Origin of the sequence: Roseibium limicola (genome assembly GCF_017313085.1) — a bacterium.
GTDB classification, from domain to species: domain Bacteria; phylum Pseudomonadota; class Alphaproteobacteria; order Rhizobiales; family Stappiaceae; genus Roseibium; species Roseibium limicola.
Genome location: NZ_JAFLNF010000004.1, coordinates 444,477 through 466,779 on the forward strand (window position 1 = coordinate 444,477; position 22,303 = coordinate 466,779).

General features: G+C 58.3%; 20 protein-coding genes. 14 read left to right on the plus strand and 6 right to left on the minus strand.

Annotated features, from left to right (window positions below; all coding sequences use genetic code 11):
- Positions 1-143 precede the first annotated feature (143 nt).
- Both J0X15_RS11895 and mutY read right to left on the minus strand, forming a co-directional pair.
- Positions 144-692 (minus strand): 2OG-Fe(II) oxygenase, encoded by a 549-nt coding sequence (locus tag J0X15_RS11895; protein WP_206940919.1) that lies wholly within the window; start codon positions 690-692, stop codon positions 144-146.
- Between the two features lie 203 nt (positions 693-895).
- Positions 896-1,960, minus strand: coding sequence for an A/G-specific adenine glycosylase (gene mutY / locus J0X15_RS11900; protein ID WP_206940922.1), 1,065 nt, complete (start codon positions 1,958-1,960; stop codon positions 896-898).
- 339 nt (positions 1,961-2,299) lie between these two features.
- Here mutY and J0X15_RS11905 point away from each other — a divergent pair, with 339 nt between their 5' ends.
- The 8 genes from J0X15_RS11905 to J0X15_RS11940 all read left to right on the plus strand — a co-directional run bounded on the left by J0X15_RS11905 (position 2,300) and on the right by J0X15_RS11940 (position 10,204).
- A complete protein-coding gene (locus J0X15_RS11905; RefSeq protein ID WP_209015271.1) occupies positions 2,300-2,797 on the plus strand; it encodes a DUF721 domain-containing protein in 498 nt (165 codons plus the stop codon).
- Positions 2,798-3,071: 274 nt separating this feature from the next.
- Positions 3,072-3,710 carry a DsbA family protein gene (locus J0X15_RS11910; protein ID WP_206940925.1) on the plus strand — a complete coding sequence of 213 codons (639 nt, stop codon included), beginning with the start codon at positions 3,072-3,074 and terminating at the stop codon, positions 3,708-3,710.
- A gap of 150 nt (positions 3,711-3,860) precedes the next feature.
- A complete protein-coding gene (locus J0X15_RS11915) occupies positions 3,861-7,319 on the plus strand; it encodes a chromosome segregation SMC family protein (RefSeq protein ID WP_206940927.1) in 3,459 nt (1,152 codons plus the stop codon).
- A 196-nt stretch (positions 7,320-7,515) separates the two neighbouring features.
- Positions 7,516-7,923 (plus strand): AtpZ/AtpI family protein, encoded by a 408-nt coding sequence (locus J0X15_RS11920; protein WP_206940929.1) that lies wholly within the window; start codon positions 7,516-7,518, stop codon positions 7,921-7,923.
- Between the two features lie 70 nt (positions 7,924-7,993).
- Positions 7,994-8,743 (plus strand): F0F1 ATP synthase subunit A, encoded by a 750-nt coding sequence (locus J0X15_RS11925; RefSeq protein ID WP_206940931.1) that lies wholly within the window; start codon positions 7,994-7,996, stop codon positions 8,741-8,743.
- A gap of 75 nt (positions 8,744-8,818) precedes the next feature.
- A complete protein-coding gene (locus J0X15_RS11930; protein WP_206940933.1) occupies positions 8,819-9,043 on the plus strand; it encodes a F0F1 ATP synthase subunit C in 225 nt (74 codons plus the stop codon).
- Positions 9,044-9,144: 101 nt separating this feature from the next.
- The gene (locus tag J0X15_RS11935) at positions 9,145-9,705 is read left to right on the plus strand and encodes a F0F1 ATP synthase subunit B (RefSeq protein WP_206940935.1); all 561 of its coding nucleotides are present in this window, start codon (positions 9,145-9,147) and stop codon (positions 9,703-9,705) included.
- A 13-nt stretch (positions 9,706-9,718) separates the two neighbouring features.
- Positions 9,719-10,204, plus strand: coding sequence for a F0F1 ATP synthase subunit B (locus J0X15_RS11940; protein WP_206940937.1), 486 nt, complete (start codon positions 9,719-9,721; stop codon positions 10,202-10,204).
- Positions 10,205-10,347: 143 nt separating this feature from the next.
- Here the strand turns inward: J0X15_RS11940 and J0X15_RS11945 are convergent, their stop codons facing one another.
- The gene (locus tag J0X15_RS11945) at positions 10,348-11,001 is read right to left on the minus strand and encodes a ribonuclease HII (RefSeq protein WP_206941062.1); all 654 of its coding nucleotides are present in this window, start codon (positions 10,999-11,001) and stop codon (positions 10,348-10,350) included.
- A 45-nt stretch (positions 11,002-11,046) separates the two neighbouring features.
- Positions 11,047-12,222: a PA0069 family radical SAM protein gene (locus J0X15_RS11950; RefSeq protein WP_206940939.1), complete on the minus strand. Its 1,176-nt coding sequence runs from the start codon at positions 12,220-12,222 to the stop codon at positions 11,047-11,049.
- A 113-nt stretch (positions 12,223-12,335) separates the two neighbouring features.
- Between J0X15_RS11950 and J0X15_RS11955 the strand changes: the two genes are divergently transcribed.
- From J0X15_RS11955 to J0X15_RS11965, 3 genes are all read left to right on the plus strand, one after another.
- Positions 12,336-13,028, plus strand: a complete 693-nt coding sequence (locus J0X15_RS11955; protein WP_206940940.1) for a glycosyltransferase — start codon at positions 12,336-12,338, stop codon at positions 13,026-13,028.
- A 156-nt stretch (positions 13,029-13,184) separates the two neighbouring features.
- Entirely contained in the window at positions 13,185-14,492 is a 1,308-nt protein-coding gene (locus tag J0X15_RS11960; RefSeq protein ID WP_206940941.1) for a mechanosensitive ion channel family protein, read from the plus strand.
- A gap of 116 nt (positions 14,493-14,608) precedes the next feature.
- Positions 14,609-15,781: an ATP-binding protein gene (locus J0X15_RS11965; protein WP_206940943.1), complete on the plus strand. Its 1,173-nt coding sequence runs from the start codon at positions 14,609-14,611 to the stop codon at positions 15,779-15,781.
- An 83-nt stretch (positions 15,782-15,864) separates the two neighbouring features.
- On the opposite strand, the gene J0X15_RS11970 is transcribed toward J0X15_RS11965, so the two are convergent.
- Together J0X15_RS11970 and moaB are read right to left on the minus strand one after the other, a co-directional pair.
- The gene (locus tag J0X15_RS11970) at positions 15,865-16,794 is read right to left on the minus strand and encodes an MYG1 family protein (RefSeq protein ID WP_206940945.1); all 930 of its coding nucleotides are present in this window, start codon (positions 16,792-16,794) and stop codon (positions 15,865-15,867) included.
- 250 nt (positions 16,795-17,044) lie between these two features.
- Complete coding sequence (gene moaB / locus J0X15_RS11975; RefSeq protein ID WP_206940947.1) at positions 17,045-17,602, minus strand: molybdenum cofactor biosynthesis protein B; 558 nt, start codon at positions 17,600-17,602, stop codon at positions 17,045-17,047.
- Between the two features lie 262 nt (positions 17,603-17,864).
- On the opposite strand from moaB, the gene J0X15_RS11980 reads away from it, so the two are divergent.
- The 3 genes from J0X15_RS11980 (at position 17,865) to J0X15_RS11990 (ending at position 22,256) form a co-directional block, all read left to right on the plus strand.
- Entirely contained in the window at positions 17,865-19,079 is a 1,215-nt protein-coding gene (locus tag J0X15_RS11980) for an aminotransferase-like domain-containing protein (protein ID WP_206940949.1), read from the plus strand.
- 69 nt (positions 19,080-19,148) lie between these two features.
- On the plus strand, positions 19,149-19,916 hold the full coding sequence (locus tag J0X15_RS11985; RefSeq protein WP_331461906.1) for a ceramidase domain-containing protein: 768 nt from the start codon (positions 19,149-19,151) through the stop codon (positions 19,914-19,916).
- A gap of 39 nt (positions 19,917-19,955) precedes the next feature.
- Positions 19,956-22,256: an NADP-dependent malic enzyme gene (locus tag J0X15_RS11990; protein WP_206940951.1), complete on the plus strand. Its 2,301-nt coding sequence runs from the start codon at positions 19,956-19,958 to the stop codon at positions 22,254-22,256.
- Positions 22,257-22,303 lie beyond the last annotated feature (47 nt).

A 22,303-nucleotide genomic window follows, 5' to 3' on the forward strand; every position in this document is an offset into this window, starting at 1 on the left:
AAGATGCCGCTACTTTAGAACTATTCTACGTTTTAAGTCCAGTCCTGCTTTGATGTGCGGGCAAGATTTTCACGCTACAATGAACGATAGGTTGTAATTCGGCTGAGCGAACCTGGCATCTAAGCGCGAAAATGCAGGCGGGTTCAGCGAAATTTGGGCCCGTGACACCAGCAGGTCAGAGAATAGCGCTTGCCGCGGCTGACAGGCTGAACCCGGTGCTGCAGGAAGCTGGCAAAAACGGTTGCCACGCCAATGTCGCGAGAGGCCGGCTGACCATGGTTGCCGAGCGCCAGCTCCAGATTGCCACCTTCATAGGTGTCGGCTTCCGACAGCTGGGCGACAATCGTCAGTTTGCGCAGGCGCGCCAATGGCCCGTCACCGATGTCGGAGTGCCAGTCGTAGTGGCCCTCATCGCTTTCATCATAACAGGCGACTTGCAGGCGTTCCTTGAAGTCGGTGATGTCGAATTGAAAAGCCTGACGGTTGGCATCTGCCACGCCTTGCAGAATACGGCTCATCACCCAGGCCGCATCGCCCTGGTCATTCAACCAGCTGATCCGGGCGCGGCGGATGTTGTCATGCCGCTGGCCGCCGACAAGGCCGCCCTGGGTCTGCCCGGCGACCTCTGCCAGGCGAATGATCTCCCGGCTCTCAGCTTTGGAGAGCAAGGCAGGAAGAGTGTGATTGAACATGCGGTGCGCCCTGAAAAGCCGGGTGAAGTCAGACTTGTGCAAAGGCGCTCGATTGACGGTTTAGGCAAGCGAAATATGCAACCGATTATTGCTTTGACGGCAAACACATGCCGCCACCTTCGCCTTATCGGAATGAGTGGCGGAAATGCGTAAGCCATAGCGGGCGGGCCAGGGGAGGTGCAGGTGAGGAAGCCGGAGGGATTTTACTCCACTCCAGCAGTCACCGCCTTGCGCATCACGGTGGGCAAAGCCTCGTCATCCAGCATGTCGCGTGAAGACCACCAGTGCCCTTCAGGGGGTGTGTAGCCGGCAGGGGCAGGGGCTCGCCAGATGGTCAGCTCGAGATGGAAATGCGTGAAGGTGTGCTTCACCACCGCCAGACGTTTGTGCCAGTCAGCTGCGACCGGCGCAAAGTCGAGAGAGCTTGCTGTGTCGAAGTCGACAGCCCATTCGGTTCCCGGCACTTCCGTCATGCCGCCAAGCAGACCTTTGGGCGGGCGGCGGCGGAGCAAGACGGCGCCATCAGCGGGGCGCAGCAGCACAAAGGCACTTCCCGCCCGTGTCGGCTTTTGCTTTTTCGGCAGTTTGCGTGGCAGCGTCTGTGCTGTTCCGGACAGGCGCGCTTTGCAGTTTGCTGTCCATGGGCAGAGAACACAGGCTGGGTTCTTCGGGGTGCAGATGGTGGCGCCGAGGTCCATGACCGCCTGGGCGAAATCTCCGGGGCGATCAAAAGGCGTCAGCTTTGCCATCCCGGCCTTGATCTCTGGCTTGGCGTTCGGCAGAGGCGTGGTGATTTCATACAACCGGGACAGAACCCGCTCCACATTGCCGTCCACAACCGCTGCAGGACGGTTGAAGGCAATGGCGGAAATGGCGGCCGCCGTGTAGGGGCCGATGCCGGGCAGGGTGCACAACCCCTCTTCCGTGTCGGGGAAGCGGCCATGCAGTTCGAACTCAACCGTTTCGGCACATTTCTTAAGATTGCGGGCGCGCGAGTAGTAGCCCAGTCCAGCCCAGGCTTTCATCACATCTTCTTCGGGGGCCTTGGCCAGATCTTCGACCGTAGGCCACAGCTGCAAAAACTTGAGATAATAGTCTTTTACGGCTGCCACTGTCGTTTGCTGCAGCATGACCTCAGACAACCAGATGCGATACGGATCGGCCCGCTCACCCGCCGCCTGTGCCTTGGGAGAAACTCGCCATGGCAGGGTGCGAGCATGGCGATCATACCAGGCAAGTAGTTCCGAGGTGCGCGAAGAAGAGCTCATCGTTGCACACTGCCCGTCTGCAAGAATGTTGCAAGTCAGGGCGTTAAACGGCTTGGGGAAAACCCTGGGCACAACCTGTTCACGGTATGGTCTCGGCAATTAGGTCTTTTTTTTGACTCAATAAATGTAGAAGGTGAAGAGTCTGGAGAAGGGCTCATTGCTCATGAGCATGTTGGAGAGACCTGATCTTTCAGATGGCGGTAGGTTACGCGAGTGACTGTCCTTCTGATTTCGAAAAGGAGATGTGCGATTACTTATGTAGGCGCCACAGCTAAAGAGAACGCTGCTCCTGCTTCCCCTGACGACAGCAAGGGGAACGTTCGCGCGAGCAAACACTCGTTGAGCAAACCCAAGACCCTTGCGGATCTGATCGGCAAGGCGATGACGCCATTGTGCCGCAAGCGCGGGTTTGCGTCTGTCGACATCGTCGCCGCCTGGCCTGAGATCGTAGGTCCGAGATATGGCAAAAGAGTGCAGCCCGATCGTCTTTCCTGGCCACGTCGCAAGAATGCGGACGGCGAGGACATTGCAGAACCAGCAACGCTGGTGGTCCATACGGATGGTCCAACCGCACTGATGCTGTCGCACGAAACCCCGCAGATCATTGAGCGTATCAACGCATTCTTTGGCTGGGCAGCGGTCAATCGCATCAAGATCAACCAGAAGCCGGTTACGCAGCGAGTAGGGACGCTACCCGTCTCGTCCCGGCCGTTGTCGACGGACGAAAAATCTCGCGTCGACCGTCAGGTGCAGGGGGTTGAAAATGACCGGCTGCGAGAGGCGCTGCGCAAGTTGGGCGAACAGGTGATCGCGCACGATAAAACCGGTGCTGGCTAACAAGTCTGGTATCCAGCGGCTGGCTGCTTTGAGAAGCACCGCTTCCTTCAATTCGGGCTGACATGGTCCGGCGGTCTCTTCACCATCCCGTGAACCCTTGTCAATTTTCCCCTCAGATGATTGCGCTCTTCCAACAACGGCCATAATTCTGCTCTCCAGTTGACGCCTGTTCCCGGACAGGGCACATCACTTTGAGAATTCCGCCCGTTTGCAGGGGGGACGGAGGCGACATTGGCCTCTGGTATTGGAAAAAAACAGCAACAGGAATTGGCCCGTGAGCGTTTCTCGTAGATCCTTCCTTCAAACCGCATCCGCTCTGGCGCTGGTTGCAGCTGTCGCCTCCGTGCCTGGATTGGCGCTGGCACAGACTGTGGACGCAGACGAGCTGCTGAAGCCCGGCCCGCTGGGCGACAAGGTGCTCGGCTCTGAAGACGCTCCTGTGACGATCGTTGAATATGCCTCCATGACGTGTGGCCATTGCGCCAACTTCCACAAGAACACCTATCCGGAGCTGAAGAAGCAGTACATTGACACCGGCAAGGTGCGCTTCATCATGCGGGAGTTTCCGCTCGATCAGGTTGCCGCCGCAGGCTTCATGCTGGCGCGCTGTTCCCCGGAAGAAAAGTATTTCGACATCATCGACGTGATGTTCCACGAGCAGCGCAGCTGGGCCTTCACCGACAATCCTTATAATTCCCTGCTGAAATTCTCCAAGCAGCTCGGATTTACACAGGAGTCCTTCGAGGAGTGCTTGACAAACCAGGGCCTGCTTGACGCAGTGAATGCGGTGCGGGAACGCGGTGCAAACACCTTCGGTGTCGATTCCACTCCGACGTTCTTTATCAACGGCGAAAAACACTCCGGGGCTCTGACGATTGACGATCTGTCCAAGATCATCGAGGAAAATCTCTGAGTTTGCTTCCGCGGTCGGGGGAGCACTCCCGACCGCCCCTGTTTTTTCTGATTTACGTTTCTATCGCTTGTCAGCTGGCAAGCGGCTGACAAGCGCTCCCCCATTTCCGCGGCGCTGCAGGTCTGCCAGTGATCTTTGGGGAGAGCTTGCATGAAGTTCTCCAAGCTCCGGGTTGTCGGTTTCAAATCTTTCGTTGATCCGATGGAATTCGTCATCGGCAGGGGGCTGACCGGTGTCGTCGGGCCCAATGGCTGTGGCAAGTCCAATCTTGTCGAAGCCCTGCGTTGGGTCATGGGCGAGAATTCCTACAAGAACATGCGTGCCTCAGGCATGGATGATGTGATCTTTTCCGGATCACTCAACCGCCCGGCCAGGAACACTGCAGAAGTCACGCTTTTCCTCGATAATCAGGATCGCAGTGGCCCGACGGCGTTCAATGATGCAGACACGCTGGAAGTCAGCCGTAGGATTGAGAGGGAAAGTGGGTCGAACTACCGCATCAACGCCAAGGATGTGCGCGCTCGCGATGTGCAGTTGCTCTTCGCTGATGCCTCCACCGGCGCCCGCTCTCCTGCGATGGTGCGGCAGGGACAGATCGGTGAACTGATCTCGGCAAAGCCCACCTCGCGTCGCCAGATCCTGGAAGAAGCCGCTGGTATCTCCGGGCTGCACAGCCGGCGCAAGGAAGCGGAAATGCGCCTGCGGGCGGCTGAGCAGAACCTGGAGCGACTGGAAGATGTGCTGGTGCAGATCGACAGTCAGCTGGACAGCCTGCGCCGTCAGTCGCGGCAGGCCTCGCGTTACAGGAATCTCTCGTCGGAAATTCGCGGCGCCGAAGCGAGCATTCTCTATCTGCGCTGGACGGAGGCGCGCGATGCGTTGAGTGACGCAGAGGCCAAGTTTGGCGAAGCGCAGCGCGAAGTGAATCAGGCTGCAATCCAGCAGGCAGAGGGCGCGCGTACTCAGGCCATTGCCGCCCACAAGGTGCCGGAACTGCGCGATGAGGCCGCCAAGGCAGGGGCTTTGCTGCAACGGCTGGTGATTGCCCGCAACGAACTCGATTCCGAAGAGCGGCGCATCAAGGACAAGCTGCAAGATCTGGATCGTCGGCTGGTTCAGCTCGATGAGGATGTTCGCCGTGAGCAGGCGCTGGTCTCCGAGAACGACGAGGTTCTGGAACAGCTGGCGGAAGAACGTGCCGAGCTGATGGAAGAAAACGAGACCGTGGGCGAGCGCACAGAGTTGGCGCGCGAGAAGGTCGAGGAAGTTCAGGAAGCCCTGGCCAACAAGGAAGACTCGCTGTCGGTTCTCACTGCGGAGCAGGCGAGGGTCAGTGCTGAACGCAACCAATTGGTCCGGATGGTGGCCGACACCCGCCAACGGTCGGAAAAACTTGCGGTTGATGCCGCCGCCGCACAGCAGGCTCTGGCGGATATCGAGACCGAGTTTTCGCAGGTCGATGGCATTGATCAGCACCGTGAGGCGATGGAGCTTGCCAGCGAGGAGCTGGCCGAGGCAGAAGCCGCCGTAGAAATGGCGGAAGAACGCACGACGGATGCCCGTCAGCACGAGCAGGAAGCCCGCGCCCCGTTGGCTGCTGCGGAAAAGCAGTTGTCGGCTCTGGAAACCGAAGCGAGAACCCTTGAGCGCATTTTGAGCGCAGCGCTGGGCGGTGACTGGCAACCGGCGGTCGACAGCCTGAAGGTAGCGCCGGGCTATGAGACGGCTTTGGGTGCAGCATTGGGTGAGGATCTCGATGCCCCGCTGGAAAGCGATGCCCCGGTCCATTGGGGAGCCGCGCCTGACGGAGCACATGATCCGGCCCTGCCCGAGGGGGCGAGCCCCTTGGCAGCTCAGGTCGATGCTCCTGCTGCGCTGTCCAGGCGGTTGGCGCAGGTCGGACTGGTTTCATCAGCGGATGGCGCGCGCTTGCAACAGCTTTTAAAACCCGGTCAGCGCCTCGTCAGTAAAGATGGCGCCTTGTGGCGCTGGGATGGCTTTGTGGTCGCTGCCGACGCTCCGACGCCAGCAGCCCAACGACTGGCGCAGAGGAACCGACTGGCCGAATTGACCGACAGCATCGATATGGCTGCGTCTCGCGTCGAAACCAGCGCGGGTGTGCTGGAGCAGGCAGGTCTTGCGGTTCGTCAGGCCTCAGAAGCCGAACAGGCCGCACGAGGTCAGGTCCGGGACCGCCAGAGGGCTCTGGCCAGCGCACGTGACAGCCTGAGTACTGCAGAACGACAAATGACGCAGCTGGCGGCACGAAAGTCGTCAGCGCAGGAACGGGCAGAACGTCTGGGCGCCGAGGCGGAAGAAGCCCGTGAGATCCTGATGGAAGCGGAAGAGCGCTTCGAGGCAACTCCCGAGATCGAAGGTTTTGAAACCCGCATTGCCGCTCTGCAGAGCGAAGTGGCGGAGGCACGTGCGGCTCTGGCCGAGGCAAGGGCTGTTGCAGAGGGATTGGCGCGGGAAAAAGACATGCGGGACCGGCGGCTGACCTCGATTGCCCGCGAATTCGATGGCTGGAAGACCCGCGCTGCGCGGGCTGCCGATCAGATTGCGGTGCTGCGCGAGCGCAAGACCCAAGCCATGGAAGAGCGCGCCGAATTGCTGGAGGCGCCTGAAGATATCGAGTTCAAGCGCCGGACCCTGCTTAACGAGATCGACAAGGCCGAGGCCGCCAAGAAAGCAGCCGATGACACTATGATCCGGGCGGAGACGGACCTGCAGGAGATTGACCGGCTGGCGCGCGCCTCGCTGGAAATCCTCGCCTCTGCCCGTGAGGTTCGCATTCGGGCCGAGGAGCGTCTGGAGGCCGCCAGGGATCGCAAGCAGGCGATCGAGCGCCGCATCGACGAAGATCTGGAGGTGCCGGTCTCAGGCCTGCCAGAGCTGGCTGGTCTGAAGGAGGGGGCACCTCTGCCCGATCCGGATGCAGTGGAACGCAAGCTAGATCGACTGAAGAACGAGCGTGAGCGTCTCGGCGGGGTGAACCTGCGCGCAGAAGAGGAGCTGCGCGAGATCGATGAACAGAGAGGCACGCTGACCTCGGAGCGAGACGATCTGATCGAAGCGATTCGCCGTCTTCGAACCGGCATATCGAACCTCAACAAGGAGGCACGTGAACGTCTTTTGTCGTCATTCAGTGTGGTGAATGATCATTTTCAGCGTTTGTTCACGCATTTGTTCGGTGGTGGCACCGCAGAATTGCAGCTCGTTGATTCGGAAGATCCGCTCGATGCAGGCCTCGAAATCATCGCCAGACCACCGGGTAAGAAGCCTCAGACCATGACGCTGCTCTCGGGCGGCGAGCAGGCACTCACCGCCATGGCGTTGATTTTCGCAGTGTTTCTGACAAATCCAGCTCCCATCTGTGTCCTTGATGAGGTCGATGCGCCGCTGGATGATGCCAATGTGGAGCGCTATTGTGACCTGCTGGATGAGATGGCAAGCCGCACAAATACGCGCTTTGTTGTGATCACCCACAACCCGATCACGATGGCGCGTATGAACCGGCTTTTCGGGGTAACTATGGCCGAACGCGGTGTTTCTCAACTTGTCTCAGTGGACCTGCAAACAGCGGAACAATTCCTGGAAACCGCCTGAGTTGCCGGGCGCTTGGCCCTGAGGGAATAAGACTAAGGTCCAGCAAAAACCGTTTGGAATAAGAAATTCATTTTATTTTCAAATAGTTAGATAGATGCTTGCTGTTCTTGACAGGGCTGGGGGTGCCGACTATGGTGCGCGCGGCTTACGGGGGCTTTCGACCGCTGGCTCAGAACGACGCGAGTGTGGGGAAACAATGTCTAACTCTACACAAAATAACGGGTCTGACGGGCAGGACGATGGACTCTCGCAAGCGGAGCTTGCTGAACGGCGAGACCGTTTGAACCGCCAGCTGGACGATCGCCGTGTTGCCGATGAAAAGGAAGCGCTGGCTCGATCGAAGAGCGACACCAAGGGTTATGCCCAGGCAATGAAGATCTCTTCGGAGTTCATTGCCGGTATAGTTGTCGGTGGCGGTATCGGATGGGTTCTCGACCGGTGGCTGGACACTGGGCCATTTGGCCTGATTGTGTTTTTGCTGCTGGGTTTTGCTGCTGGGGTCTTGAATGTTTTGCGCTCGGCAGGCTATGTGGCCGAACCGGAGCGAAAAATTGGCGAGATGCCGAAGGGGACGTCCAAAACGGATGAAACCGGCTCCAAATGACATCCAGGCGCCCAACACCGCGGTGGTGGTTGAGCGTATCGTGAATAGAACGAGCGAAGAAGGCTGACAGGTGGCGAACGATCCGATCCATCAGTTCCATATCCAGAGACTTTTCCCGATTGAAGTCGGTGGGCTGGATTTATCTTTCACTAACTCTTCGCTGTTCATGGTTGCGACCGTGGCGGCGGCTTCCGTTTTCCTGATCTTTGCAACCGGTGGCCGGGGTCTCGTCCCGACCCGCATGCAGTCGATCGCCGAAATGGCCTACGAATTCGTAGCGGGAATGCTGAGAAGTTCTGCAGGAACAGAAGGCATGCGGTTCTTCCCGCTGGTCTTCTCCCTGTTCATGTTCGTCCTGGTGGCGAACCTGTTCGGCATGTTCCCCTACTTCTTTACCGTGACCAGCCACATCATTGTGACATTCGTCCTGTCGATGATCGTCATTCTGACTGTGACCATCTATGGTTTCATGCGTCACGGTGCCCGTTTCCTTAACCTCTTCGTTCCAGCCGGCGTCCCGGCTGCGCTCATTCCGATTGTAGCGCCGATCGAGGTTATTTCCTTTCTGTCCCGCCCGGTCAGCCTGTCTGTTCGTTTGTTTGCGAACATGCTCGCTGGTCACATCACCTTGAAGGTGTTTGCGGGCTTCGTCGTCAGCCTTGGTGCCATGGGTGGTATCGGTGTTGCCGGCGCAATTCTTCCGCTGGGAATGACGGTCGCCCTGACCGGTCTGGAATTTCTCGTCGCCTTCCTGCAGGCCTATGTCTTTACGGTCTTGACCTGCATGTACCTGAACGACGCAATTCATCCTTCCCACTAAGGAACAACTCGTCACGCGGCGCCCATGAGGGCGCTGCATGGTAAAATCTGCAAATCCAATCTAGGAGCACGTGTCATGGAAGCAGAAGCAGCAAAATACATCGGCGCCGGTATCGCATGCCTCGGCATGGGTGGCGCAGCAATCGCACTCGGCACCATTTTCGGTAACTACCTCGCAGGCGCACTGCGCAACCCGTCTGCCGCTGACGGCCAGTTTGGTCGCCTGGTATTCGGCTTTGCCGTGACCGAAGCTCTGGGCATCTTCTCCCTGCTGATCGCCCTTCTTCTCCTTTTCGCGTAAGCCTTCGCTGGACATACCTAGCGAGTTTAGACGCGACTCCGGTGGCGGCGCGCTTTCCCTAGCGGATTAAGCGCCGCCTAACCGGTCTGTGGAGACAGGAAATGGCAAGCCAATCCAATTCGAACACCGAAGGCACTCACGAAGTGATCGATGTGCCGGCGACCGAGCACGGCGCGGGTTTCCCGCCCTTTGACAGCGCGACGTTCGCATCTCAGATCCTGTGGCTGGCCATAACCTTCGGCCTGTTCTACTGGATCATGAAGAACGTGGCTGTGCCGCGCATCGCTGGTATCCTGGAGGACCGAGAGGACCGTATTGCAGGCGATATGGCAGAAGCCAATCGTCTGAAGCAGGAAACCGACGCAGCGATTGCCGCCTACGAGCAGGCGCTCGCCGAAGCCCGTAACAAGGCTCACGGCATTGCCAGCGAGACACGCGCGAAACTGAAGGCCGACAACGAAGCCCGCCGAGTATCGGCCGAAGCTGAAATTGCCGCCAAGGTGAGTGCTGCTGAAACTCAGATTGCCGAACACAAGTCCGGCGCCATGGAAAAGATCGAAGAGATCGCAACCGAAACCACAAGTGCTCTCATCGAGCGTCTGCTGGGCAAGGCTCCGACCAAGACCGATCTGACCAAGGCTCTGAAAACAGCGTTGAATTAAGGGGACGAGTTCCATGCATTTTGATGCAACTTTTTGGGCATTAGTTGGCCTCGTCCTTTTCCTGGGCCTTATGGTCTGGCTGAAGATTCCCGGTAAAATGGGGTCCTCACTCGACAAGCGCGCGGATGATATCCGCAAGGAACTCGACGAAGCCCGTCGTATGCGGGAAGAGGCTCAGGCCCTTCTGTCCGAGTACCAGCGCAAGCGCCATGAAGCTGAAGGCGAAGCAGAGGCCATCGTGGCTGAAGCCAAGACTGAAGCTGACCGCCTGACCCTGGAAACCAACCAGGCTCTGGAAGAAATGATCGCCCGTCGCACCAAGGCAGCGGAAGAAAAGATCGCCCAGGCCGAAACTCAGGCCATTGCCGAAGTCCGCTCCAGAGCTGCCGACGTCTCCGTCGCCGCCGCAGAGCAGATCCTGACGGCAAAGGTCAAGGACAAGGTTGCCGACGGCATCCTGACCAAGAGCATCGATGAAGTGAAGACCAAGCTGAACTAAGCTTCGTCCAACTTTTTAGCGAATTGGAAAAGCGGCCTTCGGGCCGCTTTTTTATTGTCTTGCGTCTGCCCCTCCGCGAACAGGCGCATCGATACTGCCGATTTCAGCGCGCGAAGTCGTTCGAGGTCGGAAGGAAGACCGGATCAGTCAAGGTCTCCGGCAGCGATGCGTACCGGCCGGAAAGACATTCGATGGTGCCGGGTGGGGCCGTGCCGGGTCAAAGCTGAGGCATGGGCCGAAACTCCGTAACCCTTGTGCTTTGCAAAGCCATATTCAGGGTATTCGGCGCAAAGCTGCACCATCATCTGGTCCCGTGTCACCTTGGCGACGATGGAAGCAGCAGCGACCGCAAGACAGCGGCCATCCCCTTTGATCAGGTGCTGACCGTCCTGGCGCAAGCCGGGGGGAACATCGCGCCCGTCGAAAATCACGCGTCTTGGTGTCTGCGGCAGGGCGTTGACTGCTCGCACCATGGCGTCCAACGTTGCGCCGCGAATGTTCTTCTCGTCGATTGTATCTGGAGAGGCCGAAGCAATGCCGACACAGGCGCTCAACATGATCTGCCGATACAGATCCTCACGCTTGGCCTCACTCAGCTTCTTGGAGTCGTTCAGGCCGTCCGGCAGGGCGTCGTAGTTCAGGATCACCGCAGCGGTCACGACCGGCCCAGCCCATGGCCCACGTCCTGCTTCGTCGACGCCAGCCAACAACCCGGCGAATTGCTTCGCGTGCTGGCGCTCCAGCGCGACGTTCGGGCTGTCGTCAAAATGCAGGTCGAAGAGCGAGGGGGCTTTCATCCTTTCGAAAATGCCAAGCGACGGCGGCTGGGGCAAGATGGTCGTTCAAAACAGGTCGAGTTGAACCCCACCTTTTTGCGGGGCGATAAAGGTGTCACTGCTGAGCTTGTGCCGCCGGGTATTCAGCTCAAGCCGCTTGGTCGCCAGCTGGAAGCGCTTGGCGATCTGGTCGGCGTAAGGGCCGCTGCCACGCATCCGCTCGCCCCAATTGGCGTCATAATCCTTGCCGCCACGCATCGAGCGGATCAGACTCATCACATGGCGGAACTGGCCGGGCCGCTCGCGCACCAGCCAATCACGGAAGAGTTCAGATACTTCTCGGGGAAGGCGCAGCAGAATAAAAGCCGCGCCTTCGGCGCCATGTTCGGCAGCCGCCTCCAGAATGCTCTCAAGCTCAGAATCGGTCAGAGCCGGAATGACCGGTGCGATCATGACGGAAGCCGGGACGCCGGCGTCCGACAACGTCTTTATCGCTCCCAGACGTTTGTGGGGCGCAGAGGCACGCGGTTCCATCGAGCGACACAGCTTTGTATCGAGTGTGGTGATGGAGAGGGCGACCCGTGCAAGGTTTCGCTCCGCCATCCGCGACAGGATGTCAACGTCGCGCTCGACAAGGGCTGATTTGGTGACAATCGCAACAGGATGGTTGTAGCGGTCAAGAACCTCAAGAATCTCGCGCATCAGCGCGTAGCCTCGTTCAATTGGCTGATAGGGATCTGTGTTGGTGCCGATGGCGATGGGCTTCGCCTGATAGCCGGGACGCGACAACTCGCGCTCCAGAACTTCTGCTGCATTGGGCTTGGCAAAAAGCCGAGCTTCGAAGTCCAGCCCTGGCGACAGGCCGATGTAGGCATGGCTCGGTCGCGCAAAGCAGTAGATGCAGCCATGCTCGCAACCCCTGTAGGGATTGATCGATCGGTCGAAGGAAAGGTCGGGTGAGGAGTTGCGGGTAATGATCGTGCGCGCATGCTCTTCGCGGATTTCCGTTTTGAAGACAGGAAGATCCTCCAGGTTTCCCCACCCATCGTCGATGGTCTCGGTCGAATGGCGTTCGAACCTGCCTGCTACATTCGTGCCGGCAGCCCGGCCCCGCCGTCTGTCTGCCGAAATGTCCGCAGAGGTTGAAGGTGTCGGGATATCGGAAAGCGGAGCGGCAACAAGTGGTGTCGCAATGCTTGATGCTGCAGCGCGAGAAAGTGACGTATGGGCAGGTGAGGGCATGGTCGACTCGCTCGCTGAAATCATGAGAACATAATGGGAACATTATGCTGTAGTTGCGAGAAAACAAGCCGTTTCACTCGCCATACGCAAAAAACTTCGTTACAAAAAGTACCATGATCAGCGTCATTATTCCGACATTGAACTGTGATGCCGACTTGGCTCACACCCTCGCGGTTCTGGTGCCTGCAGCGGCAGACGGCGTGGTTCGAGAAGTCGTCGTCGTTGACGGCGGCTCGACCGACCACACCGGACAGGTGGCCGATGCAGCCGGTTGCGTCTGGGTCGTTTCGCCAGGTCCGCGTTCCAGTCGTATTGAGGCGGGGGTTGCGGCCTCCAGCCGGGGCGAATGGCTTTTGTTCCTCTCCGCCGACACGGTTCTTGAGCCGGGCTGGCATCATGAAGTGCAGACGTTCATCGAGCGAGCCGAACGTGCCGGCAGTGCCGAGCGCATCGCCGCAGCCTTCAAGCTTCGCTATGAGAGTTTCGGTCTGGGGCCACGTATATGGGAAAGCTGGGCTTCGGTGCGCACCCGGTTTTTCGGCATGCCCTACGGCAACCAGGGTCTCTTGATCACCCGGCGCTTCTACGCGTCCCTCGGCGGCCATAGGCTTTTACCGGAGCTGGAGGACCTCGACCTGGTCAAGCGCATTGGCACCAGGCGTCTCGTGACCTTGAGGGCAGCAGCCGTTGCTTCCGGAGAGCCGGAACACGTTGGCGTCGCGACGTCTCTCCGCCGCTCGGCCGCCCGCTTCTGCGTCGGCATGTTGCGTTTACCACCCAGGCTGGTGTTGAAGCTTCACGGCTGAGTGGGTTAGCATCGGGTCCCATCTTCCGAAACTCTGCGTATAGCGTGATTTGCTGCTTCGTCTCAGGAGCAGAGGATCGCTGGCAATATCAGGCGATGGCTGTTGCGGGCATTCCTTGCTATCGTCTCGACCCCAGGCTCACCAGCGGTTGGATGAATGGATATCGATAGCGTTCTAGTTCAGGCAGAAACACTCGGGCGCGGGCTCCTCAACTCGTTTTTGACACCATGGCTGCTTTATCAGGTGGTTATTGTCGTGCTGCTTTACGGCGTTGCCCATGTGTTGAAGGGCCGGGTCGAACCGCTGTTTGAGGAACGCGCACGCGCCATCAAGGGGCATCCTGGCCTGCTCCGGGTCGTGGTGGCGCTGCTGCGCCGCGTTCACTGGATCCTGTTCGTTGTTTTGTTGCTGATCGCCCTTGGCGTCATGCGCAGTGTCACCTGGCCCAGCCGCAGTTATCTGATCTCCATCGTTCTGTCTCTGGCAGTCGTCTGGCTGTTCGTCTCGGTGCTGTCGCGGGTCATTCGCAACCGGCTTGTCGCGCGCATGATCAGCTGGTTCGCCTGGATCTATGCCGCTCTGGTCATTCTGGGGATTGATGGCCGTGTGGCCGGGTTTCTGGACGGGCTGGCGATGCCCATTGGCGAAATGCGCCTTTCCGCGCTGATCGTCATCAAGGCGGCGGTGCTGCTGATCGCGACTATTTGGATAGCTGTCATCATCGGCCGCTATCTGGATGAATTGGTTCAAAAGTCCGAAGAGCTGACGCCGTCGATCCGCGTACTCGTCGGCAAGGTCGCCAAGATCGGCCTGGTTTTGATGGCCGCCGCCATTGCCTTGTCGTCTGTCGGTATCGATCTGACGGCGCTGACAGTCTTTTCAGGGGCTGTTGGTCTGGGTCTAGGCTTTGGCCTTCAGAAGGTGATTTCCAACTTCATCTCAGGCATCATCATCCTGCTCGACAAGTCAATCAAACCCGGCGACACGATTTCGCTGGAAGGCACGTTTGGCTGGATCCGCGAGCTGCGCGCCCGCTTTGTCTCCGTCGTCACCCGCGATGGCCGCGAATATCTCATACCCAACGAGGACTTTATCACTGGGCGGGTGATCAACTGGTCCTTCAGCGACGAACTGGTGCGTCTCGACGTGAATTTCGGCGTGTCCTATGACGCCGATCCGCATCTTGTCAGCAAACTGGCGATCGCAGCTGCGAGCTCCGTTGGCCGCGTGGAAGCAGACCGTACACCAGTTTGCTGGCTCACGGGATTTGGCGACAGCTCGCTGGATTTCGTGCTGCGCTTCTGGATCCACGACCCGCAAAAAGGCCTGACCAACATTCGCGGTCAGGTTCTGCTCGCGCTCTGGGACACCTTCAAGCAAAACAACATCAACATTCCATACCCGCATCGCGAGGTCATCATGAAGACCCCGGTGAGTGTGGAAAAGCCTGGCGTGGTGGACTGAGAGAGTGGCTGCCAGAGTACGACGCAGGCGCGTTTCATCGGCCGATAATTTGACCTGTAGGGAATTATATATGAGTATATCCTTGATAGGATATACTATCGCCTAAAGAGGTAAATATGGACCCCGTTCGGAATCCTTTTGCGCCTGGCGCGGGCTCGCCGCCGCCTGAGCTGGCGGGCCGAGAGGAAATTATCTCTGCTGCAGATACAGCGCTGCAACGGATTTTACTAGGGCGCCCGGCTCAGTCACAAATGCTTCTGGGCTTGCGGGGGGTGGGGAAAACCGTTCTCCTGAATAAGATTGAACAGATCGCTGAAGAGCATGGATATCTAACGTCCTTCATAGAAGCGCCGGAAGATAGAAAGCTTGCGAACCTGCTTTATCCGAAGGTCCATCAAGTTCTTCGAAAATTATCCCATATTGAGGCGGCCAAGACCGCGACGCATGCAGCTCTACGGGCGCTCCGTAGTTTTGCGAGCGCCTTCAAGGTCAGCATGGGTGATTTCGAGGTATCCGTCGATCCCGAGCCGGGGGTCGCGGATAGTGGTGATCTTGAATATGATATTACTGAGCTTTTCTTGAAGGTTGGAGAAGCTGCCAAAGCGGCTGGTCGAGGTTGGGGGCTACTGATTGATGAAGTGCAGTATCTCTCATCCAGAGAGCTCGGGGCGCTGATTGTTGCAATTCACCGCATCAACCAGAAAGCATTACCCGTACTTCTGTTTGGTGCCGGCCTACCCGCAATTGCAGCACTGTCTGGAGACGCCAAGTCATACGCAGAAAGACTCTTCATATTCCCCGAGGTTGATGCACTCACAGGCGATGATGCTGCAAACGCGCTTCGTCAGCCGATTGAAGAAGAAGGGGAAGAAATAGCCGAGAATTTGCTTGAGGAAATCGTGGCGTTGACGAAGGGGTATCCATATTTTCTGCAGGAATGGGGATACCAAGTTTGGAATGTATCTGAGCGATCGCCAATCGAGTTGAGCTGTATTAAAGTTGCCGAAAGGGAGGCTTTAAGGCGCCTTGATGAAGGCTTTTTCAAAGTCCGCATCGACCGTCTGACTCCAAAGGAAAAAGAGTACGTCATAGCAATGGCTCGGCTGGGTTCCGGGCCGTACAGGTCTTCAGACGTAGCCGAGCAACTGGGTGAGAAACTCACAACGCTGGGGCCACGACGAGCGCAGATCATTGCAAAGGGAATGATCTACAGTCCCGCCCATGGTGATATCGCGTTTACTGTGCCGATGTTTCACGAATATCTCAAACGTCACTGGATGGTAACCTGAACAGAACAGGTCACTCAGCTCTTTTATGAAGGTTAGTTTCTTCGCACCTGGACCCGTTGTGCCAGAACCGTGTTTCAGACTGCTTAAGAGCGCCCATGCTGAACGTCTTTGACCGCCTGATCAGCCATCTGCAGAATGGCGTCGCGGGAGTTGGCGACGGCGATGAAGCGGGCGTTGTGGCAGAATTTGGCGCCTTTGACGCCACTTGCCTCTTCCAGCGCGGCGTCGGTCAGACCAGCCCAGGCAACCGGCAGATCCGCCCGTTGGTCGAAGGTGTCGCTCGACAGCTTGATGCCATTCAGCGTCCAGTCGCCGCCACGTGGATTGACTACGAACAGGATGTGAGTGGCTTCTGCCTTTTCGAGCGCAGAGCGATAGGGCATGCCCATCGGCAACTCGAGGATGGGGGACGTGCCCGCCTTGGCTATGGCATCCATCACGATGCTCTGCGAACGGTACTTCGCAGCCAGATTGCGAACCAGCGCTTCCACAAAGCTGCGGGCAATGGGCAAGGCTGCAAAGAAGGCATCGTCGTCAGCCGTGGGTGACGGGTCATCGAACACAGGCTTCAAGCTTCCCAAAAGTGCTGGAAGGGTCAGGATGGATAGAGGTCCAGCGACGGAGGGCTCAATCGCGCCATTGTCCAACAAATCGATCGGCAGCACGAACTTCGTATCGAAGGTGGAGTGAATTTCCTCGATGTCATGTTCGGGCACGTCCATCGCGGCCAGATAGGCCCGTCCGTAGTGGGCCCAGATCAGGCCGAAGGAGCTGAAGGGCTGCTCATCTTCGCGCAGAGGGCCGGGGCGCTGATGGTGATCGAAGATCTGGGCTTCTGCGTCAAAAGCTCCGCCGACATCGAAAATGATCTTTTCTGCTGCCGGTGCAATCAGCTGGCGATCGCGGCTGCGCTTCAGCTCGGCCTGAGGGTAAAGCCGGGTGAGGACGACGGAGGACAGCAACTCGTCCGCATGGAAACCGCCAGAATGGGTGACAAGATGGGTGATAGACATCGGGGCTCCATGGGGTCTTTACGGTCGAAACACCGCCAAAACGGCGGCTCTTGGGTGCTATAAGGCGTCGTGTTCACAGCAAATTGCTGCCAGATCAACACTTAAATTTGAACAAACCAAAAATGTCCGCAGATGAAACACCTGCGGAGTCACTGCCTTCGCCATGCGTGAACGGCCAACATGAGGGAGCTTCGCTGTGGTTCAGAGGGGCTCCGACAACGTGTGGTTGGACAGGTGGTGTCCGGTCAACTCACGCTTCGGTCAGCTTGCCGCGCTTCAGATGTTCATCAAGCCGGGGCAGGATTTCAACGAAGTTGCAGGGCATGTGGCGGTAGTCGAGCTGGAATTTCAGGATGCCGTCCCAGGCGTCCTTGCAAGCGCCGGGCGAGCCGGGCAGGGCAAAGATATAGGTGGCCCCCGCCACGCCACCGGTGGCGCGGGACTGAATCGTCGATGTTCCGATCTTGTCGTAGGAAATCCGATGGAAGACCTCTGAAAACCCGTCCATGCGCTTCTCAAACAGCGGCTCCATGGCTTCCGGCGTGACGTCTCGTCCGGTGAACCCGGTACCTCCAGTGGAAATCACGACGTCGACGCCTTTGTCCTTGATCCAGGTTTTCACGATCGCCTGAATGGCAGGCACATCATCAGTGACGATCTGGCGATCGGCCAGCCTGTGTCCGTCTCGCTTGATCCGTTCGGCAAGCGTCCGGCCTGACTTGTCTTCCTCCAGCGAGCGTGTGTCGGAAACCGTCAACACGGCAATGTTGAGCGGGATGAAGGGACGGCTGTCGTCAATCCGGTTCATGCGGAAGTGGTCCTGTCACTTGGGTCTTGTTCAGACATAGGAAAGTGGAGCGAACTATGCCAGTCCGGAAAGGAAAATGAAAGAAAACGAATATTTGTTGCGTATTTTGTGTGTTTGAGGTAATTAACATAATCAATAGGTCAGTAAAGCTTACCTAAAATCCCGCCGCTCGCACTTAAGATATTCTCGTTTCAGGGGAAATCACACGTCGCGTGTAAGGAGCGGGGCCGGAAACGCAAACAAGCCGAAGGGCAGGAAACCCATGTTGGATTGGACCACTCAGTTCTCTCATCGAACCGCGCGGATGCAGGCATCTGAAATCCGTGAGCTCCTCAAGCTGCTGGACGATCCCAATGTGCTTTCCTTCGCCGGAGGGATTCCCGATCCGGAATTGTTTCCCGCCGATGCCTTCCGCCGTGCCTATCGTGAGGTCCTCTCCGATGACGGCTGCGATCAGGCACTGCAATATTCCGTCTCCGAAGGCTTCGCGCCGCTGCGACGCTGGATCGTCGGTTACATGGCAACGGTTGGTATTGAGTGCAGCCTCGACAACATCATGATCACGTCGGGCTCTCAGCAGGCTCTGGACTATCTGGGAAAGCTGTTCCTATCGCCGGGTGATACGGCACTCGTCGGCTGGCCGACCTATCTGGGGGCGCTGCAGGCTTTTAATGCCTATGAGCCGAGCTATGATCGGCTGGAGCCTTTCGGAAATCAGTCGACCGAGGCTCTTCAGGCACAAGCCAAGGCGAAAGGCGGTGCAGTGAAATTCGCCTACACGACGCCGGATTTCGCCAACCCCACTGGTGAGACCCTCAGCCTGGAAGCCCGTGCCCGGATTCTTGATCAGGCCGAGGCTTTGGATTGCCTGGTCATCGAAGATGCGGCCTATCAGGCCTTGCGGTTCAAAGGCAAAAGCATCGATCCGATCCTCAAATTGGACATCGAACGCAGCGGCAATATTGACGCGACCCGAACGGTTTACTGCGGATCCTTCTCCAAAACTCTCTCACCGGGCTTGCGTCTGGGCTGGGTTGTTGCGGCGAAACCGGTTGTCCAGCGTCTGGTTTTGATCAAGCAGGCAGCAGACCTCAACACCTCGGCAATCAATCAGATGGTCATGACCAAGGTCGCTGAGGCGGTCTTTACGGATCAGGTTGTCAGGGTTCGGGCCTCCTATGCGCATCGGCTGAGCTGTTTGCTGACGGCGCTGGAGGCACACATGCCGTCCGGTGTCAGCTGGAACGAGCCTGAAGGTGGCATGTTCGTCTGGGTGCGTTTGCCCGAATCCATGGACGCACAGGCCCTCCTGAAGGAGGCGATTGAGACGATCCAGGTGGCTTTCGTTCCGGGCCATGCTTTCTTTGCCGATGGCACGGGGCGGAATTATCTGCGCCTGAATTTTTCTCTGCCCAAGCCGGCGCAGATCGAAGAGGGCATGAAGCGGCTTGGCGGTTTGATTGCCTCCAAACTCTGATCTGGAGGCAGTTGCGCCGTCCAAATCCCGCGACTGTCTGGCTCTCGTCACAGATCTCTGACAGCCTGAGTGGATTACCAGTTTCAAGCGGGAGATCTCAGCGTGGAGCTGCACCAGGCGATTGATGCCTATTGCGAGCGCGTTGGCGCGGCATTCTGGGCCGAGCCGTTGAATGCTGTCAGCAATGGGGCTTTCCTGATTGCGGCAGTCGTGGCCTTTGTGCTCTGGCGTCGGGCGGCTCGTGGTACTTCAGGCCCGGACGTTTATGCTTTGGCACTTATCGCGCTGGTCGCCGTTGTCGGTGCCGGCTCATTTCTATTTCACACCTTCGCTGTCAGATGGGCGGCCTTGGCGGACGTTATTCCGATAGCGCTCTTCATCCATGCTTATCTGCTGCTGGCGCTCAAACGCTATCTCGCTTTGTCCTGGGGGCGGGCAGGGCTTGGCCTGCTGGCATTTTTGGCGCTGTCGCCGTTGATTGGTTGGATGGCGCAATTTCCTTTCGGGTCTTCGTCCTCTTATGTGCCGGCCGCGGCGGCCCTCTATGGCGTCGGAGGTCTTGCCTGGCGACGCGATCCGACGGTGGGGAAAAGTCTCATCGGAATTGGGGCGCTGTTCTCTTTGTCGCTCGCATGGCGCATGGCAGACGAGCCGCTGTGTTCGGTCTGGCCGGTCGGCACCCATTTTATGTGGCATATCTTCAATGCCATCGTGCTGTTTTTACTGCTGAGGCTTCTCATTTGCCGGAAGCCCGGTTACACCGGTGGCTCAAAACAATTTCAGGAAACGTCCCGGACAGGCAGCCGGATTGAAAAGTCAAACGGTTCGCCCTTCTAGCGATATGCATCCGGTCTGAAGAACAAGGCACTCGGCCCAATGAGCGATAAGAAGCCCTCCGGAAGCGACCTCACAGAAGCCGCTCTCTTCTACCATCAGTACCCGCGTCCCGGAAAGCTGGAGATTCAGGCGACCAAGCCGCTGGGCAACCAGCGCGATCTGGCGCTTGCCTATTCTCCCGGAGTAGCGGCTCCTTGCGAGGAAATCGCCAAGGATCCTGCGAAGGCTGCCGATTACACTGCACGCGGCAATCTGGTCGGCGTGATCTCCAACGGCACTGCTGTTCTGGGTCTCGGTGCCATCGGCCCGCTGGCATCGAAGCCGGTAATGGAAGGCAAGGCCGTCCTGTTCAAGAAGTTCGCCGGGATCGATGTGTTCGACATCGAAGTCGACGAAATGGACGTGGACCGGTTCGTCGATGCGGTTGCTGTGCTTGAGCCGACGTTTGGCGGGATCAACCTGGAAGACATCAAGGCGCCGGAGTGCTTCCAGATCGAAGCCAAGCTGCGCGAGCGGATGAACATTCCGGTCTTCCATGATGACCAGCATGGCACGGCGATTATCGTCGGTGCGGCTGTTCGCAATGGACTTGAGCTTGCTGGCAAGAAGCTGTCCGAGGCGAAAGTCGTGGCATCGGGAGCCGGCGCAGCGTCGTTGGCCTGTCTGAACATGCTCGTCTCGCTCGGCGTCAAGCGTGAGAACATCTGGATCTCGGATATTGAAGGCGTTGTCTACGAGGGGCGTGAAGCCCTGATGGACGAGTGGAAAGACAAATTCGCCCAGAAGACCGACAAGCGCACCCTGTCTGAAATCATTGAGGGCGCCGATGTGTTCCTCGGCCTGTCTGCGGCTGGCGTCCTGAAGCCGGAAATGGTGGCCAAAATGGGCAAGGGCCCGTTGATCCTTGCTCTGGCCAATCCGCGCCCGGAAATCATGCCCGAGGATGCGCTGGCTGTGAGGCCTGACGTGGTCATGTGCACAGGCCGGTCTGACTATCCGAACCAGGTCAACAACGTTCTCTGTTTCCCGTATATCTTCCGTGGCGCGCTCGATGTCGGGGCAACCACGATCAACGAGGAAATGAAGCATGCGGCCGTCGAGGCCATTGCTGAATTGGCCAAGGAAGAGCCGTCAGACGTAGCGGCGCGAGCTTATGGCGGGGCGACTGAAACCTTCGGTCCGAAGTATCTGATCCCGTCTCCCTTCGATCAGCGGTTGATTCTGCGTATCGCGCCGGCTGTTGCCAAGGCGGCAATGGACACCGGTGTTGCTACCCGTCCGATTGAAGACTTCTCAGCCTATCTGGATGTGCTCAACCGGTTCGTCTTCCGCTCTGGTCTGGTGATGAAGCCGATCATTCAGGCAGCCTCCCAGGCGCCGAAGCGGATCATCTACGCGGAGGGAGAAGACGAGCGCGTGCTGCGGGCGGCTCAGGTCTTGATGGAAGACGGGGTTGCCGTGCCGATTCTTGTCGGTCGCCCGGATGTGCTGCAGGCACGTTGCGAGCGGTTCGGCCTGAAAATTCGACCGGGCAAGGATTTCGAGTTCATCAACCCGCAGGATGACCCGCGTTACCGCGACTATGTCGATGAGTATTTTGCCTGCGTCGGCCGTGATGGTGTTCCGCCGGACGCAGCGCGAACAGTGGTGCGCACCAATCAGACCGTGATTTCCGCGCTTGCCGTTCGCCGTGGCGATGCCGATGCGCTGATCTGCGGGCTCGAAGGCCGCTTTATCAAGCACATGCGCGATATTCGCCAAATTATCGGCCTGCGCGAAGGCGTGAAGGATCTGTCTGCCTTGTCGCTTCTGATCAACTCACGCGGGGCAATCTTCCTGAGCGATACGTTCGTCTCGGAAAACCCGACCGCCGAAGAGTTGGCCAATATGGCTCTGCTGGCTGCTGAGGAAATTCAACGGTTCGGCATTACGCCGAAGGCGGCCATGCTGTCGTTCTCCAACTTCGGATCCCGGGCAACGGCGTCTTCCAAGAAGATGCGTGAAGCTCTTGAGATCCTCTGGGAGCGCGCACCGGATCTGGAAGTCGACGGTGAGATGCACGGAGATTCTGCCTTGAACGAAGAGCTGCGCAACCGTGTCATGCCGGATAGCAAGCTAACGGGGGAGGCGAACCTGTTGTTGTTCCCGAATCTGGATTCCGCCAATATCGCGCTCAACCTGCTGAAGGTCTCGACATCTGCGCTGCACGTCGGACCGATCATGCTCGGGACGGCCAAACCGGCTCATATCCTGACCCCATCGGTCACGTCGCGTGGTGTGGTGAACATGTCTGCGCTGGCAAGTGTGGAAGCTGAAACCCGCGGTCGGGCGCTGCCTTGATTGAGCGGAGCGAGAAGGGTTGAGGCCTAGGCGGTCAGGCCCTTATG